This window comes from Paractinoplanes tereljensis (genome assembly GCF_016862435.1).
Taxonomy (GTDB): Bacteria; Actinomycetota; Actinomycetes; order Mycobacteriales; family Micromonosporaceae; genus Actinoplanes; species Actinoplanes tereljensis.
In genome coordinates, this window is the sequence record NZ_BOMY01000012.1 from 12,538 (window position 1) to 29,314 (window position 16,777).

The 16,777-nt window shown below is 68.6% G+C and carries 16 protein-coding genes and 1 tRNA gene; 6 read left to right on the plus strand and 11 right to left on the minus strand.

Annotated features, from left to right (window positions below; genetic code table 11):
- Positions 1-51 precede the first annotated feature (51 nt).
- The gene (locus Ate02nite_RS08410; RefSeq protein WP_203801739.1) at positions 52-1,275 is read left to right on the plus strand and encodes a hypothetical protein; all 1,224 of its coding nucleotides are present in this window, start codon (positions 52-54) and stop codon (positions 1,273-1,275) included.
- 151 nt (positions 1,276-1,426) lie between these two features.
- Here Ate02nite_RS08410 and Ate02nite_RS48645 read toward each other — a convergent pair whose 3' ends face one another.
- Complete coding sequence (locus tag Ate02nite_RS48645) at positions 1,427-2,497, minus strand: hypothetical protein (RefSeq protein ID WP_239147230.1); 1,071 nt, start codon at positions 2,495-2,497, stop codon at positions 1,427-1,429.
- A gap of 291 nt (positions 2,498-2,788) precedes the next feature.
- On the opposite strand from Ate02nite_RS48645, the gene Ate02nite_RS08425 reads away from it, so the two are divergent.
- From Ate02nite_RS08425 to Ate02nite_RS08435, 3 genes are read left to right on the plus strand one after another with little or no spacing between them, the layout of a single operon-like run.
- Positions 2,789-3,196 (plus strand): DUF2750 domain-containing protein, encoded by a 408-nt coding sequence (locus tag Ate02nite_RS08425; protein ID WP_203801745.1) that lies wholly within the window; start codon positions 2,789-2,791, stop codon positions 3,194-3,196.
- 54 nt (positions 3,197-3,250) lie between these two features.
- The gene (locus Ate02nite_RS08430; protein WP_239147231.1) at positions 3,251-3,688 is read left to right on the plus strand and encodes a response regulator; all 438 of its coding nucleotides are present in this window, start codon (positions 3,251-3,253) and stop codon (positions 3,686-3,688) included.
- 29 nt (positions 3,689-3,717) lie between these two features.
- Positions 3,718-4,071, plus strand: a complete 354-nt coding sequence (locus tag Ate02nite_RS08435) for a PRC-barrel domain-containing protein (protein WP_203801748.1) — start codon at positions 3,718-3,720, stop codon at positions 4,069-4,071.
- Here Ate02nite_RS08435 and Ate02nite_RS08440 read toward each other — a convergent pair.
- The 4 genes from Ate02nite_RS08440 to Ate02nite_RS08455 all read right to left on the minus strand — a co-directional run bounded on the left by Ate02nite_RS08440 (position 4,034) and on the right by Ate02nite_RS08455 (position 8,839).
- Entirely contained in the window at positions 4,034-5,053 is a 1,020-nt protein-coding gene (locus Ate02nite_RS08440) for a 3-oxoacyl-ACP synthase III family protein (RefSeq protein ID WP_203801751.1), read from the minus strand. The two genes, Ate02nite_RS08435 and Ate02nite_RS08440, sit on opposite strands and share 38 nt — an antisense overlap.
- 39 nt (positions 5,054-5,092) lie before the next feature.
- Positions 5,093-5,983: an MHYT domain-containing protein gene (locus tag Ate02nite_RS08445; RefSeq protein WP_203801754.1), complete on the minus strand. Its 891-nt coding sequence runs from the start codon at positions 5,981-5,983 to the stop codon at positions 5,093-5,095.
- 216 nt (positions 5,984-6,199) lie between these two features.
- A complete protein-coding gene (locus Ate02nite_RS08450) occupies positions 6,200-7,426 on the minus strand; it encodes a L,D-transpeptidase (protein ID WP_203801766.1) in 1,227 nt (408 codons plus the stop codon).
- A 144-nt stretch (positions 7,427-7,570) separates the two neighbouring features.
- Complete coding sequence (locus Ate02nite_RS08455) at positions 7,571-8,839, minus strand: L,D-transpeptidase (protein WP_203801776.1); 1,269 nt, start codon at positions 8,837-8,839, stop codon at positions 7,571-7,573.
- Between the two features lie 159 nt (positions 8,840-8,998).
- Here Ate02nite_RS08455 and Ate02nite_RS08460 point away from each other — a divergent pair.
- Positions 8,999-9,074, plus strand: a tRNA-Lys gene (locus tag Ate02nite_RS08460).
- An 89-nt stretch (positions 9,075-9,163) separates the two neighbouring features.
- Here the strand turns inward: Ate02nite_RS08460 and Ate02nite_RS08465 are convergent.
- The 3 genes from Ate02nite_RS08465 to Ate02nite_RS08475 all read right to left on the minus strand — a co-directional run bounded on the left by Ate02nite_RS08465 (position 9,164) and on the right by Ate02nite_RS08475 (position 12,705).
- Positions 9,164-11,614 carry a cellulase family glycosylhydrolase gene (locus Ate02nite_RS08465; RefSeq protein WP_203801788.1) on the minus strand — a complete coding sequence of 817 codons (2,451 nt, stop codon included), beginning with the start codon at positions 11,612-11,614 and terminating at the stop codon, positions 9,164-9,166.
- Positions 11,615-11,716: 102 nt separating this feature from the next.
- On the minus strand, positions 11,717-12,181 hold the full coding sequence (locus Ate02nite_RS08470) for a hypothetical protein (protein ID WP_203801790.1): 465 nt from the start codon (positions 12,179-12,181) through the stop codon (positions 11,717-11,719).
- The gene (locus tag Ate02nite_RS08475; protein ID WP_203801792.1) at positions 12,178-12,705 is read right to left on the minus strand and encodes a hypothetical protein; all 528 of its coding nucleotides are present in this window, start codon (positions 12,703-12,705) and stop codon (positions 12,178-12,180) included. The genes Ate02nite_RS08470 and Ate02nite_RS08475 overlap by 4 nt, the downstream gene beginning before the upstream one ends.
- A 159-nt stretch (positions 12,706-12,864) precedes the next feature.
- Between Ate02nite_RS08475 and Ate02nite_RS08480 the strand changes: the two genes are divergently transcribed.
- Complete coding sequence (locus Ate02nite_RS08480; protein ID WP_203801794.1) at positions 12,865-13,284, plus strand: YciI family protein; 420 nt, start codon at positions 12,865-12,867, stop codon at positions 13,282-13,284.
- Positions 13,285-13,430: 146 nt separating this feature from the next.
- Here Ate02nite_RS08480 and Ate02nite_RS08485 read toward each other — a convergent pair whose 3' ends face one another.
- Genes Ate02nite_RS08485 through Ate02nite_RS08495 form a run of 3 tightly spaced genes read right to left on the minus strand, consistent with a single transcriptional unit; the run spans position 13,431 to position 16,725 of the window.
- On the minus strand, positions 13,431-15,125 hold the full coding sequence (locus tag Ate02nite_RS08485) for a hypothetical protein (RefSeq protein WP_203801797.1): 1,695 nt from the start codon (positions 15,123-15,125) through the stop codon (positions 13,431-13,433).
- Positions 15,122-16,000: an ABC transporter ATP-binding protein gene (locus tag Ate02nite_RS08490; protein WP_203801800.1), complete on the minus strand. Its 879-nt coding sequence runs from the start codon at positions 15,998-16,000 to the stop codon at positions 15,122-15,124. Before Ate02nite_RS08490 ends, Ate02nite_RS08485 begins: the two co-directional genes overlap by 4 nt.
- Complete coding sequence (locus Ate02nite_RS08495) at positions 16,000-16,725, minus strand: hypothetical protein (RefSeq protein ID WP_203801803.1); 726 nt, start codon at positions 16,723-16,725, stop codon at positions 16,000-16,002. Before Ate02nite_RS08495 ends, Ate02nite_RS08490 begins: the two co-directional genes overlap by 1 nt.
- Positions 16,726-16,777: the final 52 nt, after the last annotated feature.

Consider the following 16,777-nt stretch of genomic DNA (forward strand, 5'->3'; position numbering starts at 1 on the left):
CGGGTAATTAACGTTGCTCCCGGTGACTGCGTTGACCGGGGGAGGAAATGCATGTCCGTGACGAGCTTGAAGCCGAGCGAGCAAGCTTGGCTACCGCTCGAGAACATCCGGACGGTCGGTCCGTTCTACGGCGTAACCGCCGAACGGATGCGCAACGCACTGGTCGGCCTGCACGCCGCTGATCCGACGCACCGGGCCGTGTCCCGGCTCGACCGGTCCGGCGCCCGCTGGGAACACCTGGACGCCGGAGCGTTCGCGCTCTACGTGAGCGAGGCGGTCAGCGACCTGGGTGACTGGACGGTCGACATCGACGAGATGGCCAGCCGGCTGCTGGCCGAACCCCGCGGCCATCATCCGCTGCGCGTCGTCGTCGGCGCCGGCTACGTGGCGGTCAAGGTCTCCCACGCGTACGGGGATGCCGTCCCGGTCAACGAGTTGCTCCGCGAGCTGGTGCAGGCTGCCGCCGAGGGCCGGGCCGCCACGCTGCCGTCCGGGCACCGCTCGATCCGGCGGCCGCTCACCCGGGCCTGGCTGCAACGGTTCGGCCTGTGGCCAGCTCGCGAGTGCGCCGGGCCGGAAGCCTCCGGCGAGCCGCTGCGGGACTGGTCGCCGCAGCTCACGGTGCTCAGCGACCGCTCCGGCGAGGTGCTCAGTCACCTACGGCGATGGCGGGACGAGCGGGCACCGGAGGTCACCACCACGGCCATCACCTTCGCGGCCTTCGCGGGGGCACTGCGCGATGTCGGCCTCGACCCGGACCTGAGCGGCGCCGACTTCCACATCGACGCCCGGCGGTACCTCGAACCGGACGTCCACGTCGACGGCAACTTCGCCGGGGCGGTACGGCTGAGCCCGCGCGATCTGACCGACCCACGGGCCGTCCACGCGACCCTCCAGGCCGAGCTCGCGTCCGGTCGCATCCTGGGGACGATGCTGCGCCGGGAGGCGGAGATCGCGGTGCGGGGTGCGCCCGCGATGCCCGATCCGTACCCCAGCAAGATCACCGAGACGCCCCGCCCGCGGATCACCTTCAGCAACCAGGGCCGTCATGACGTTCTGTCCGACCTGCCGTGGACGGTCGACGCGGGGTCACGGGCCAACCTGAGCGTGCCGACCCTGGCCGAGCCTGAGGGCATCACGCTCACCACAAGCGAATTGAACGGTGCACTTCATCTGGCGGCGACGTTCCACGGCTCCGCCTACGACCCCGAGGTGATCGCTCGGGCGCTCGACATGGTGTGCACCAATCCGGCGGGGATCATGGCCCTCCGGTAGATCAGGAGCTGCGCCCGGCCGGTACTGCCCCCCAGCCGGCCGGGCGCATCCCTTTATATGTACGGCGTAATCGCCGGGTAGATCTTCGGCGCCTTCCAGCTGCGCCGCCCGCCGGCCTTTCCCGCGCGGGAGCGAATCCGTTACCGGTGAATCAGTGCTGCGGGCCGGGGTTGCCGGTGTCCGGGTTGCTGGGGCCGGCGTTGTTGCTGGGGCCGGTGTTGTTGCCGGTGCCGGGGTTGCTGCCCGCGCCGGGGTTCGGGCGGTCCGGCTTCGGCCGGTCCGGCTTCGGGCCAGGCTTCGGCTGCGTCGGCTCCTGGGCCGGAGTTTGAGCCGGGTCCTGGGCCGTGGTCTGAGCCGGAGCCTGGGCCGGGTCCTGGGCCGGAGTCTGGGCCGGAACCTGAGCGGGGTCCTGGGCCGGAGTCTGGGCAGGTGCCTGAGCCGGGTCCATGGCCGGAGTTTGGGCCGGAGTCTGGGCCGGGTTCTGCTGAGCCGGAGTCTGGGCCGGGTCCTGCGTGGCCGGCTTCGGCCTACCCGGCCTCGGGTGACCCGGGTTCGGAGTGCCCGGCTGAGCAACGGGGTTCTGGCTGTTCGGGTTCTGGGCATTCGGGTTCTGCGAGCCCGGGTTCTGAGCACCGGGGATGCCCGGAGCAACCGGCCCACCGGGATGACCCGGACCGCCAGGACCACCGGGGCCGCCCGGGCCGGTGGGCCAACCCGGACCGCCAGGACCGCCAGGACCGCCGGGACCGCTAGGACCGCCGGGGCCGCCAGGGCCGGTGGGCCAACCCGGACCGCCAGGACCGCCGGGACCGCCAGGGCCGCCCGGGCCGCCGGGGAACTGGCCCGGCCAGTTGTTGCGCAGGACTGGGAGCGTCAGCGTGAACGTGCGGAGCTCGGTGCGAGCCCGCCGGCTGCAGTTGTCGAAGGAGATGACCGTGCGCAGCTTCGCGATACCGGGCCGGTTGAAGTCCGGGTTGACCGCGATCAGCGTCGCGTCGGTGCGTCCCGGCCGGAGCGTGTTGCCGCGGACCAGGGTCGCGAAGTTACGGCGTCCCCGGTAGTCGACCTCGACATCCCGGCCGAAGACGCGCACTGCCACGTCGCAGACCCGCCCGTCGGTACGCCAGTTGATACTCACCCAACTGTCGGTGTTGGCCCGCACCGCGCGCAGCCAGTTGGAGACCGGCTGTGGCCCGCGCGCGGCCGCGGATGCGGGAGCCACGGCGGTCACCGTTGCCATCCCGACGGACGCGGTCGCCAGAGCGACCATCGCCCCGATTCGCCGACTCTTGTTCATCCCATTCCTCCAGTGCCAGTTCGGACATCCCCGCCGGGGTCATAGCGGGCAGAACGGACACTAGGTGCAATTCACAGAGTGGCACCTGCTTTTACGGCGCGTTTCGGACTTATCTACTCTTTCCTGTACAAAATGTTTACCCGGGCTCGGCCGAAAAGCTGACGGGCCAGCGGTAGGCGGCGACCATGAAATGGCGTACGCCGGAAAGGAGAGCCCATGTCGCTCAGCGGAGCCCACCGGGCGGCGTTTCGCCGCGAGGTGACGCAGGAGGGCCGGGTCTACGCGATCCGGGACGCCAACGGTTACCCGGCACCCGCCGACCCCGACGGCGTACACCGCGCCGTGCCCTTCTGGTCGAAACCCACCCGCGCCCAGCTGATCGTCAAGCACGTGACGGCGTACCACGGGTTCGAGGTCGTCCCGATCACCATCGACGACTGGTTGTCCAACTGGATGGTGAGCCTCGAGCACGACCGCCTGCTGGTCGGGGTGAACTGGGCCGGAGCCCGGGCCACCGGGTACGACCTGACCCCCGGTCAGGTCCTGCGCTGGTTCGCCGAACTGGAGGCCGAGCAGGCCCTAACCGATACCGAGAAGACGCTGATTCCTACCGCCCAGCCGTAGTTGGAATCGTGACCTGCCCCTATGCTTGCGGCACAGCAAATAAGGGGGACGGCCGTGCGGAGCCTGCAGATTCTCGTCGTCGATGACGACGACGCCGACGCCCTCATGATCTCCGAGGCGTTGGAGCAGACCGAACGGGAGACCAACGTCGAACGGGTGGTCGACGGGCGCGAGGCGCTCGACTACCTCCGCCGGGAGGGCCGGTTCGCCGAGGCTCCCCGCCCCGATCTGATCCTGCTCGACCTCAACATGCCACGCATGGACGGGCGCGAGACGCTCGCCGCGATCAAGACGGACGACAAGCTCAAGGCCATCCCGGTGGTCATTCTGACCACCTCGGGCGCGGCGCCGGACATCGTGGCGAGCTATCAGCAGCGCGCCAACGCGTACGTGACGAAGCCGTTCGGCCTGGACGACTTCGAGTCGACCGTGCGCCAGATCGACCGGTTCTACCGCGAGGTCGCGACCCTGCCGGGCGAGCGCCCCGTGTAGCACCCGCGATCTGCGGGTACCGGAAACGCATGACCGACAACCAAGCTCCCGAGGACCTCGGCGCTCCGGTTTCCTACCTGGTGCTCGCCGACGGCACGCCCGTGTTCGACTCCTCCGGCAGCCGAGCCGGCGAGGTGGAGCACGTGCTCGCCGATGACAAGTCCGACCTGTTCCACGGACTGATCGTGAAGACCGCCGACGGACACCGGTTCGCGCGCGCGAACCTGGTCGAGGGTCTCTTCGAGCACGGCGTGATCATCACGGTGCCGGCGGCCGAGCTGCCCGAGCCCAGCGCCGACCCGGCGGCCCGGCTCGCCGACCAGGACGCGACGCTCGGGCAGAGCCTCAAGCGGGCATGGGACTGGCTGGTACAGCCTCGATAGGGTGCCACCGCAGCAGGCAGGCGCCGATCGACATGCCGCCGCCGAAGCCGGCCAGCAGCACCAGGTCGCCGTCGCGCAGCGCACCCGTGCGGGCCGCCTCGTCCAGGGTGACCGGCAGTGACGCGCTGCCCAGGTTGCCGTACCGGTCGAGGGTCACGTGGGTGCGGGCGTTGCCCAGGCCGGACACCCGTACCAGCTCGGTCACGGTGACCCCGTCGGACTGATGTGGCACGAAGTGATCGATCGCCGCCGCGTACACCCCGGTGCGCCGCAGCAGCGCCTCCAAAGCCCAAGGCACCTCGGACGCGACGAAGTCGCGGACGCCCGGCCCGTCCATCCGCAGGAAGTGGTCGGCGTTGGCCAGGGTCTTCTCCGAGGCCGGCAGGCGGCTGCCACCGGCCGGGACGTGGATGAGTCCATGTCCGGAGCCCCGGGAGACCAGTTCGAGGTCGAGAATCCCGTACCCGTGGCCGACTGTGCCGATCACCGCGGCGCCCGCGCCATCGCCGAACAGCACCGCCGTGTCCCGGTCGGCGAAGTCGATGATCCGCGAGTAGACGTCGGCCGCGATGACCAGCACCCGCGCGGACGGATTCACCACGACCAGGCTGTGCGCGATGCCCAGGGCGAAGACGAAGCCGGAGCTCACCACGTTGAGGTCGAAGCAGACCGCCCGGTCCGCCCCGATCGCCGCCTGCACCAGGTGCGAGGTCGGTGGCTGGGGTGAGTCCGGCGTCGCGGTCGCCACGATCAGGAAGTCGATGTCACCGGCGGTGAGCGCGGCGTGCGCGATCGCCTGCCGGGCGGCGTGCGCGGCGAGGTCCGAGGTCGCCTCGTCGGGCGCCGCGTACCGCCGCGACCGGACCATCGTCTCCTGGAGGATCCAGTCCGGGTCGGCGTCGGGGATCCAGGTGTTCAGGTCGGAGTTCGTCACTACCTCGTGCGGGAGGTAGGAGCCGGTGCCCAGGATGCCTACAGCCATACCGCACCAGATCGGCACCTGAGCGAGAAACATGAGCCGTCAGCGGCTGGAACGGTCCCGGTAGGTCCAGGAGCCGCCGCCGAGGGCGGAGGAGCCACGCTGCGGCTCGGCCGGGGTGACCGCGGAACCCGTCTGCCGGGGAATGACGCCGGTGGTGCCGGCCTCGCGGCGGGAGGCGAGGTAGGCCGCGGCGGCGCGGTCCTCCTCGGTGGGGGCGGCCGCCAGCGCGTACGCGAGGCCGATGATCCCGAAGATGACGGCCAGGCCGATCGGGACGATGAGCCCGGTGGCGGTGGATCCCTCGAGCGCGGCCTGCGGGTCGTGCTCCATGACCGACATAGCGGACATGCCGGTGAAGTGCATGCCGTTCACGGCGACGCCCATGACCAGGGCCGACACGAAGATGATCAGCGGCTTGCGGACCGTCACGGCGAGGAAGAGGGCGACCGAGGCGGCGACCACGGCGATGCCGATCGAAAGGCCGACCTCGGTGCTCGCATAGCTGATGTCGCCGTTGAGGCGCATCGCGGCCATGCCGGTGTAGTGCATCGCGGCCACCCCGAGGCCGGCGATCACGCCGCCGGTGAGGATGCGCGCGTTCTGGGCCCGCTTGCCGAACAGGGCGATGGCCAGGCCGACCCCGACTGCGACGATCGCGATGATCGCGCTGGCGGCGGTGAGCGTGACGTCGTAGCGGATCGGGGTGCCGACCACGCTGAAGCCCATCATCGCGACGAAGTGCATGCTCCAGATCGCGGTGCCGCCGATCGCGAGGGCGGCGAGAACCAGCCACCACACGCGTTCGTTGTTGCTGCGGGCCGAACGGAACCGCACCGCGAGGGTGAGGCCGAGCAGAGATCCCAGTACGGACAGCGTGTAGCTGATCGCCGGGATGATCCACCCGTGGTCGAAGTGATGGATCTGCGCCATTACTGAATTCCTTCCCTCACCGACCAGGCCCGGGAATGCATCCTGCCTGCTTGATCACCTTGCTGTGAAGGAGTGTGACGTAAGTTGCGTCACGTTCCGGCTACAGATACCGAAACAACGCACTAAGACCTCGGAAGCCACGAAATCCCAGGTCAACAACTAAATAGAAGACCATCAACCTGTGGGGTTGATGGTCTTCTATGTGGAGCTTGGGGCTCAGAGGTAGCTCTTCTTCTTGAACTGGTCGTAGCTGATGTTCCAGTCGGTCCAGCCGTTGCCGTCCTTCAGCTTCTCCTCGGTGCCGGAGACCGTGATCGGGTCACCCATCAGGGTGCGCGAGAACAGCCAGGCACCCATCGCCTCGGAGACGTTGACGCAGCCGTGCGACACGTTGGTGTGCCCCTGCTTGCCCTCGGACCACGGCGCCGCGTGGATGAACTGGCCACTCCACGTGATGCGCTGGGCGAAGTCGATCGGGGTCTTGTAGCCGTTCACCGGGTCGGTATCGGTGGTGTCGAAGATCGTGTGCTTCTGCTTGTCCATCACGATCATCGTGCCGCTCGACGACGGCGTGGCCGACTTGCCGAGGCTGACCGGGATGGTCTTGACGACCTTGCCGTTCTCCTTGACCGTCATCTGCTTGCTCTTGTTGGAGACCGTCATGACGAACGAGCGCCCGATGTTCAGGTCGACGGTGAGGTCGCTCTTGCCGTAGTAGTCGCTGCCCAGCGGCACGCCGGCCAGCGAAACCTTGTAGAAGACCTTCGAGTTGGCCTTCCAGTACACCTTCGGGCGGTAGTGAACCTCGGTCGGGCTGATCCAGCCCCAGGTGCCGGTCTGGGCGGGCGTCGCGGTGACGACCATCCGGCGCTCGACCTCGGCACGGTACTTCTCCGGGATCGACTTGCTGAACTTGATGATCAGCGGCATGCCCACGCCGACCTTCTGCCCGTCACCGAGGAAGCTGGTCACCCGGATCACCTTCGACGGCTTGGCCATCGTGGTGAACGCGCTGGTGGTCGAGCCGTTCTTACCCTCGCTCGCGGTGCCGTTCACGGTGATCGTGTACTTCGTGCCGTACGCCAGGGCCTTTTCCGGGGTCCAGGTTTTCTCGTCCTTGTCGAGAACGCCCTTGACCTCGTCGCCCTTCGCGTCGGTGACGGTGACCGTGGTGTTTTCCGGGTCCTCGCTCGAGTACTTGATCGGCGAGATCGCCACCACGTCCTTGGCGTCCGCGGCCGGCGTAACCACGGCCACGGTGCTCAGTGTGGGCGTCGGCGACGGGGTCGCCGAAGCGGTGCCACCGTCGGCCTGCGAATCGCCACCGCCCTGCCAGCTTGGCGTCTTGTCACCGTGACCGCAGCCGGAGCTGAGCAGGACCGTGCCTGCGATCAACGCGGCCGCGGCAACCCGCCACGGCCGGCGAACTCGACTGTTGTTCATGGTCCCCTCACGGCGTCGTTCGTCCCCGGCGCCCAATACTGCTCTATGAAAGCCAGGTGACCAATCCCGGATTCGTGCCGCAGGGGTTAACCATCACACAGGCTAATTCCGCAAATCGCCCGATTAGGTGCTTCTGGTACGCGCTTACTTAAGGCTGTCGGGGACCGGCAGGGCGCTGCCCTTGACGAACTCCGACCAGCTGACATTCCAGGCGGTCCAGCCATCGCCGTACGCCAGCTTGGAGCCGGTGCCGGTCACCGTGACCGGGTCGCCGATCAGGGTGTTGTCGAACAGCCACCTCGCGTTCGAGGGACTGACGTTGACACAGCCGTGCGACACGTTCGTGCGCCCCTGCGAGCCCACCGACCACGGGGCCGAGTGAACGTACTGACCCGACCAGGTGATCCGCTGGGCGTACTGGATCTTGGTTTTGTAGCCGGCCGCGCCGTCCGTGTCGGTGGTGTCGAAGACCGTCTCGGCCAGCTTGTCCATCACCACCATGGCGCCGCTCACCGAGGGCTTGCTCTTCCGGCCCAGGCTCACCAGCGCGGTCCGCACGACCTTGCCGTCCTGCGTCACCGTCATCTTCTTGGTGGCGTTGTCGACCTTCATCTCGAGGTCCCGGCCGATCTTGGCGGTGGCCGCCCGGTCCCGGTCGCCATACCGCCCGCCGCCGGTCGGCACGCCGCCCACCGCGATCCGCACCTTCAGCGTGGTGCCGGTCTGCCAGTACTCCTTGGCGCGGTAGTAGGCCTGGGTGCCGCTCGACGTCCAGGACCAGACACCCGGCTGGGCCGGCGTGGTCGTGACGAACATCCGCTTCTCGACGGCGGCCCGGTCGGCCTTCTTGATGCCCGGGCTGAACTCCACCACGACCGGCATGGCCACGCCGTAGGTGTTGCCGTCGAACAGGTAGAGACCGGTGCCGGTCTTCTTGCCCGGGGCGCCCATCGTGGTGAAGGTGGTGGTGGCGGTCTTGCTGAGGCCGCTGTCGGTGGTGGCGGTGACGCTGGCCGCGTACGTCGTCTTGGCCTTCAGGGTCTTGGCCGGCACCCAGGTCGAACCGTCCTCGCGGAGCGCGCCCGAGACGTCCTTACCGGCGGCGTCCTTCAGGGCGACCGTGGTCACCTTGCCGCCGGAGACCTGGAAGCCGATCTCGGCGCTGGTCGGCACGTCCTTCTTACCGGCGGCCGGGGTCACGGTCAGCTCGATCGGCACATTTGCCGACTCGGTGATCGGCCCCTGGCTGGCGCCCTGGCTCGCATCCGGCGCGGCCGAGGCACTCGCGCCGTTGCCCACCCAGGCAGCGGACGCGGCCCCCGACTTCTTGTTGTCGCCGCAGCCAGACAGCGCCAGTGGCGCAAGCACCGCCGCCACCACAACCATCACCAGTGAGCGCCGCACGCCGACCATCCCTGAGCACCCCGTTCTGAAGTTTGCGGGCACATCCTGCCCCATGGATGCAAGGCAGCGGGTCATCCCTTGGGCTGATTCAAGCTGTGAAGCTCATGGCAAGGGGGCGATTTTAAGGATCATGGGGGTGCGTGCTAACGTTTTCGTCGTTGCCAACGAGCGCCGCTAGCTCAACTGGCAGAGCAGCGGACTCTTAATCCGCGGGTTGTAGGTTCAAGTCCTACGCGGCGCACCAAGCTTCACCAGGCCGTATAGCTTCCGAGCTATACGGCCTTGATTTTTGTGGGACCGCGTAGGCCGGCCGGGTCGCTCGAGGCGGTGGCGTCAGCAGACCACGCAATCGCCCTTCGTGTTGAATCCGCCGTTGACAGCCAGGCTTTGCCGGACATCGACCGCGTCGATGACCACGGCGCCGGTGTTCGGGTCCGGATAGAACTGCAGACGGAGTTTGCTGTACGCGGTCGTCGCGGTAACGCAGGTGGAGACGGGAGTCCAGTCGTTACCACCAGGCAGGTTCGCGTAAGCAGCTACCGAGTTTTGCTGAGATCCACCAATCAGCCATATCGCGAAACTGCCACCGGCACCCGCTGTCGTGCCTTGCGAAGCGACCTGAGCGCTGCCGCAGAAGGTGTCCCCTGCCTTTACGGCCACGTTGACATCCTGGTAAATGCCGCCACCAACCACGGTGGTGTTGGTAGCGGCGAACCCGGTGCCTTCATAGGGATTGTTGCCGGTGACGCCGGGACCATAGATGGCGTGTTGTGAGCCGGGGGCGTCCGTCCAGCTGTCGAAGCCGCTGTTGAAGCCACCGTTCTTGGCGACGCTGAGGTGCACGTCGACAGCATCGACACCAACCGTCGGACCACCGACAGCGGGGTAGAACTGAACGCGCACGGCCGAATGTCCACTTGTTGCGGTGACACAAGTGCTCAAGGGTGTCCAGCTATTGCCGTTCGGGAGCTTTACGACGCTCTTGTTCGAGGTTTCCGCAGCGCCCCCGGTGAGAAAAAGCGCGAAGGTGCCACCGCCATCTGTGGCTTCACCTTCGGTCACCACGTGGGCGTCCGCGCAGACGGTATCGCCGGGATTGACGGTCTTGTTGATGTCTTGGTAGATGCTTCCGCCGGCCTGGGTGGCACCAACTGAGGTGTACATCGACCCTTCGTACGGGTCGGTTCCGGCCTGCGCTCCGGCCACGTGCTGGTATGCCGTCGCGCCTGGCGCGGCCGACCAATATTCGCCGGCACCGGAGCCGAAGACCAGGGAGCCGTCGTCCTGCAGGCGCATTGTCGAGACGCCCCGACCCGACGTGCCGGAAACCCACAGCGGCCGGTTGGCGTAGTCGTAGAGGACCAGGTTGCCGTCGTGCCGGTTGGCAAGGCGGTACCCGCGCCGGTCGCCCCGCACCCAGATCGGCGCCGGCGCCCCACTGCGGAGGTCGTACAGGACCAGGTTCCCGTCGGCCTGCATGTTCAGCGTGAACTGGCCGTTCGCGGACCTCACCTCCGCGCCCCGGAACAGCGACCGGCCCGGTGCGAGCGTCGGCAGCCAGTCGTCACCGATCAGCGCGGCGCGGACGTCGCTGTACATCGGCTCCTTGGGATTTCCGTAGCTGTCGCGGAGCCCGAAGTGGCACTGCATGTCGTGCGGATCGGCTTTACAGCGCTTGACCGTCTTCGGGACGTCCTGGAAGGAATAGACGAACAGTGGCCCCGCGTAGGGGCGAGACCGCCACATCCGGACCCCCTCCTCAAGGGCATCGCGGACGTGCTCCGGCGTTTGCGGGTCGCGCCAGCCATCGCTGGGGAACCCCATCTCGGTGCCCCAGATTTGCTTGCCCGCATCGCCGTGGCGGACCATCACCTCGCGCAGGGCCGACAGACCGCCACACTTGGGGTCATCCGGTCCGAACCAGGACCAGAACCGGTGCCATTGATGGCGGCCGTTGGCTTGGCACGGGTCCCTCGCAAACGAGGGAAGGTTGCCGCCTTCGAAGTCCGCGTAGGGGTGGTAGGCGACCGCGTCCAGGTATCCGCCCATCCCGTGCTTGTAGGCCCATTCCAGCCAGACGCTCGCCTCGTCATGGCCATGCCAGACACCCTTCGCGCCCTCGTAGGTGTCGCCGCCCGTCGAGCCGCCGGCCAGCACGACACATTGGGGACAGCCGGCGTGCACCTCCTGATAAGCGATCTTCGCCAGCTGCCAGTAGCGCCCGGCTCGGACGTCGACGCTGTTGTCACCGTAATTGCCGAACTGTTTGAGGTTCGGCTCGTTCCACACCTCGTAGGCCTGCACCTTGGGCCCGAAGTGGGCCACCGCCTGCCGGACGATGACGGCCCAGGCAGCGTCGTCCGTCGGAAAATAGTTGGTACCGCGGCCGCCGTTGGCCCACTTCGTCGAGTAGTCCAGGACCAGCAGCACCCGAACGCCCTGCTCGTAGGCGGCGTCGATCACGCGGTCCAGTTTGGTCCAGTCCGGCGCGCGGTCGCGGGACGGCTGCACGAGGTGCCAGTACAGGTCGATGCGGACGATCGGCTTCTTGTCCCCGACGTACGCGTCCATCGCCGCGATCCGGTCCACTTGGTGCTCTTGGTCGCTGCCGTCGATGAAGCCGACATCGGCGGACGTGAACGCATACGGATCGGGGACCGGCGCAGCATCCGGGATCGGCACTGAATCGGGGGTCGGCACCGGATCGGGGGAGGCCGACAAGCCACAGGCGGCGACGCCCAACGCCATGATCAAGACAGCGATCAGCGCGAGCAATCGGCGCATGCGGCTCCTCTCCGTGTGCCCGACCGGCCTCCCGGTGCAGGCGCCGGGCAGGTTATCACAGGCGCCGATATTTCCGATTCGCCGGTTATGGTCACTTCACCTTCACCAAGTAGCCCCCTCGAGGCGCCGACCCTGGTCGGCGCCTCGTGCCGTCAGGGCATGGGCGGCATTGATCCACGCCGGCAGATCGATCGGTTCGCCCGGTCGGAGGCATTCGGTGTCACCTCCCTTGATCCGGCCGGGGCTGGGCCGGTATGCCCTATCCGCCACGTGTCGCAGGATCAGCTGTTCGGCCTGGCAGCAGGTGAGCAAGGTGTCATCCTGACGGGCCAGCAGAATCCCGCCGCCCAGCACGGTGTGCCGGTGGAGCCGATTCTCGGTCGTGGAGATACCGATCTTGTGGAATGTCGTGCCGTTGTAGTTGATGAATTCCACCAGGTACAGGTACGCGGGGCGCCGCGCGAGGTCGGTTCGCCGCTTCAACCTCGTCAGGCTGAAGTATCCCGACGCGGCGCAGTTGAAGCAGCCGCTGTGACCGGCGCGGATGTGCGCCGGCCGGACGGTCACGATGCGCTCGCAGGTGAGGCATCGACCGCGAACTGAGGTCTGGGTGTGACGTAACCGTCGAGGTATTCGACGCCGGCGGCCAGCAGATCGTCGCGGATCTCGGCCTCGCTGGTTCGAGAATCGATGCCGACCTGCAGGTGGGCGCAGGGCTCGCAACCGAACACCTGCTTTCCCGCCCGAAGCTTCGCCGTGATGTCGCCCAGCCGAGGCCCGACATCGCGACCACACCGGCCGCACCGGCACGGGCACGGGGTGAGCGCGTTGACGTAGGCACCGGTCGGGGTGAGCCCGATGCTGACCACGATCGCCTCCGCGTCAGCCTGACTGAACCGGCTCTGATCGCCGATCGCCGCCCGCGTCGGCGCGTAGCAGGACTCGCAGCCGTGGCCCCGCCGCAGGTTGCTCAGCCACTTCGTGCTCCGCACCCCGCAGCCGAGACACCGCACCGGTACGGCGAGGTAGCTGGTGCGGTAGTCCAGCTGATCGATCAGCTCGTGGCCGAACTCGACGAACTCCGCTGCCACACAGGGAGTGCAGAGTCCCTGGTTCGGGCGAGGCCGGCGCGGTCCGCCTGCGGCGATCTTGCCGTTAGGTTTTTCGGGGGCTTGTCGATCCGGGTCGAGGCCGTTCGACCTTGGGGTGGGAGGGTCGAAGGCGACCCGCGAAACCAAGGAGTTGTCACGATGGCCAAGTACATGCTGATCATGCGCGGCACCGACGAGACCAACGCCAAGATGATGGAGACGTCGTTCGACGAGATGTTGGACACCGTGGGGCGCTTCAACGAGGAGCTGATCCAGGCCGGCGTGCTGGTCGCGGCCGAAGGGCTCGACGACCCGACGCAGGGCGTAGTGGTCGACTACAGCGGGGAGACCCCGGTGGTCACCGACGGGCCGTACGGGGAGACCAAGGAGCTGTTCGGCGGCTTCTACCTCCTTGAGGTCGCCACCCTGGAGGAGGCGGTCGAGTGGGCCAAGCGCATGCCGGCCTTCCCGGGCGCGAAGACCGAGATCCGCCGGGTGCCGGTCATCGACGAGTTCCCGCAGGACAACGAGTGGGTCATCAAGGAGCGGGCCTGGCGCGAGCGGACCGGTCAGCTCTGATGCACCCGGCGACGGTCCCCGCCGCGCTGACGCGGCGCGGCGGGCCGTCGAGGCGCTGGTGGTGCCCGGCTCGGCGGCGTAGACGGTGATCCGCAGATCGTCGGTGGCCGTTCGGGGGTGAAGCCTGTGCGCCGTCACGGCCTGATTCACCGGTGGCGGTGGCGGACAGCCACGGTGGTCAGCGCCGATAGCAGCAAGAACGTCGCCACGGCGGCGACCGTGTGCGGCGCGGGGCCGCCGGGCAGCACGCCCATGTAGTCGAGTCCGGCGATGTCGTTGATCACCAGGTACCAGAGCAGTGGGTAGACGGCCTGGAAGAACCGTTGTGTTCGGCTGATGACCCCCAGCGCCAGCGCTATTGCCGGGATGAACGCGACGCCGGCCAACCAGTCGGCGAAGTGGCCGTCGACGGCCATGGCGACACCCGGGCCCAGCCCTACCGCCGCCGTCAGGGCCGCGCCGGCCAGCCACTGGGCCAGCGTGCGGAAAACCGGGGACGGACAGGCGTCGAGCAGCTTGTCGACGCCGTGCTCACGGGCCTGGGCACCCAGCCGCGACCAGACCAGCACCGGCCAGATCCACGCGGCCATGAGCAGTGGCCGCGCGGCGACGGGGGCCGCCAACCCGGCCACCACCAGTGCCGCCGTGCCTGCCCACCACCAGCGGGACACCCCGCGAGTGAGAATGCGCAGCTCGCCACGCACCAGGCGCAGACCACCCAAACCGCGCCGCGGCGTCAGCGGTTGAGTCACGGCACTTGGCAATGCGGCGAAAGCGGGCCGACCGGCCGCACCGGCAATGCCCGGCGGGGCGGGCGTTCCGGCAAAGGCGGGCTGGCCAGGCGCTCCGGCAAAGGCGGGCCGAGTGGGCGCCCCAGCGAAGATGGGCCGGCCGGGCGCCGTCGGCGGCGATGAGGCGGTTGGGGATCCGAGGCCCGTCATGCTCGGTGCCGTGTCTGACGGCTCGGTGGGCTTGGCCCCGCGGGCCGCGCGGGTCAGGTCGAAGCGGTCGAACCACAGGGCCGGCACGATGGCGGCCGCGGCCGCCGTCAGCAGGAGCACGGTGCGCTCGCCCGCGAAGGCGGTGGTGTAGTGAACGCCGGTCCACAGGAGGCTGCGGGGCGCGTCGTCCAGGTACATCAGGCCTAGTCCGATCTCGGTCAGCTTGGCACCCTGGGCCGCGAACTGGTCGCGCAGGGACGCGGCGAACTCGCCCACGCCCAGGCCGCCCAGCGGGGCGTTGGCTGACTGGCCCACGATCGCGCCGGTCAGCGACGCGAACAGCCAGATGACGTTGCCGAGGCCGCCCCGCAGCGCCGGAGTCGTCTCGAAGAAGATCGCGGCGGCCGCGGTCACCGCCAGCACCGGGAGGGTGCAGAGGAGGAACGGCGACAGCAGGGCGACCGGGTCGACGGCTCGCGACTCCCCGCGGGCGAGCTGCATGGCAACGGCCGTGATGGCCAGCGCGCCGGCCATCGAGGTGAGCAGCAGCAGATTGCTGAGGAACTTGCCCAGCAGGTATTCCGCGGCGCGGGTCGGGGTGGCGGCGAGCAACTGCCCCACGCCGGTCTGGCGGTCGCGGTGGATGGCCGTCCGGATTATGTAGAAGCCGCCGGTGGACAGCCACAACGCTCCGGCCAACGCGGTCACCGTGCCGATGTATGCGCTGTTGTAGACGCCGCGATAGGCGCCCGCGTTGAGGATCGTCCAGTGCGCGCCGGCGGCGGGGGCGGCGAGATAGCCAAGACCCACGGCGGCAAGCAGAACCACCACGTAGGACGGTCGCCGCACCCGTTCCCGGAAATCCGCCATGGCCAGCGCGGCCAGTGCGCGCGGCCTCATCGGACCGGCTCCCGCAGCCCGGAGACCACCGCGAGGTAGGCATCCTCCAGGTCGGGTGGCACAGACACGGCGTCGGAACCGGGTTGATCGGCCGACAGCAACCGGAGGCGCACGCCCTCGGTGGTGCGAACCATGCGGCTGACGATGTGCCGAGCCTGCACCTCGGCGAGTGCGCCCGGTGCGACGACCATCTCCCACACCTGGCCGGTCACGCCGGCCAGCAGCCGGTCGGGAGTGCCACGGCGCAACACACGACCGCCGGCCACGATTGCGATGTCGGCGGCCACCGACTCGACGTCGGAGACGATGTGGGTCGACAGCAGCACCAACCGGTCGGCGGACAGCTCGCTGAGCAGATTGCGGAAGCGAACCCGCTCCTCGGGATCGAGCCCGGCGGTGGGTTCGTCAATGATCAGGACCCGGGGAGCGGCCAGCAATGTCTGCGCGATGCCGACCCGCCGCAGCATTCCGCCGGAATAGCCGCCGAGCGGCCGCTTGATCGCCTCGGTGAGATTGACCAGCTCCAGCAGCTCGTTGATGCGGGCCCGCGCGGAGCGGGCCGGCAGGCCTTTGGCCGCCGCGAGATAGGACAGGAACTCCCGCGCGGTGAGGTGCGGGTAGACACCGAAATCCTGGGGAAGGTAGCCCAGCCGGCGGCGAAGAACGTCGGGGTGGGCGACCACGTCGGTGCCGTCGAATCGGACCTGGCCGGTGGTGGGCCTGGTGACCGTGGCCGCCACCCGCATCAGGGAGGACTTGCCGGCGCCGTTAGGGCCGAGCAGGCCCACCACACCGGTGTCGAGTCGCATGGTGATGCCGTCGACGGCTCGTTTGCCGCCCCGGTAGACCTTGGTGACGTCGATCAGCTCGAACATCAGGCCGCCTTTCGGACGGAGGCGGTGTGGCCGTCGCCGGCCGTGGCCTTGACCAGTCGCGTGCTGGCGGGATCGGTTTTCAGGGCGGATCGGCCGGGTGCGGCCGAGACGCGGTAGGTCTCCGGGCCCGCGGGCAGCAGCACCTGCACCGAACCGGCGGCTCGGGCCTCGACCCGGGTGGGCGGGACGGCGAAGGTCAGGTGCACGGCGTGCTCGCGGGACGAGGCCGTGACATCGGTGGATCGGGCGCCGCTGACGTCGATGTCCAGGTCGGCCTCGAGACGCAACGGGCCGGCCGGGTCTTCGACCTTCAGCCACGCGTCGGACACCGTCGCGGTCAGCGCATCGGCGAGCTGGACGGCCCGCACCGGGCCGTCGCTGGTCACCTCGACGGCGATGCCGGGCGGCACACTCACGATGTGCAGGCCCCCGCAGTCGGGCACGAAGCCGCTGCAGGTGACGCCGAGCCGCAGCGTGTCGTCGGTCAGTGACCAGGACGCGTTGCCCTCGACGGTCGCCTTGCCGGTCAGCTCTCGCCGCACCTCGACGGCCGGGCCGGACCCGGCGATCAGCCGGAGGCTGCCGCCGTTGTTGTCGATGACCAATCGCCGGCCGGACAGGGCGAACTCTTGCTGATCGGCACGGGTGTCGTTGACTGCGGCCACGTCGGTGCAGCCGGTGAGCGACACGATCAGAACTAGGGAAAGCAGAGGTCTGAGGTGCATGGGGTGAGCCCATCAGGGGGCGGGGGTGCGGAGCACTACGGCTGGGCACCGG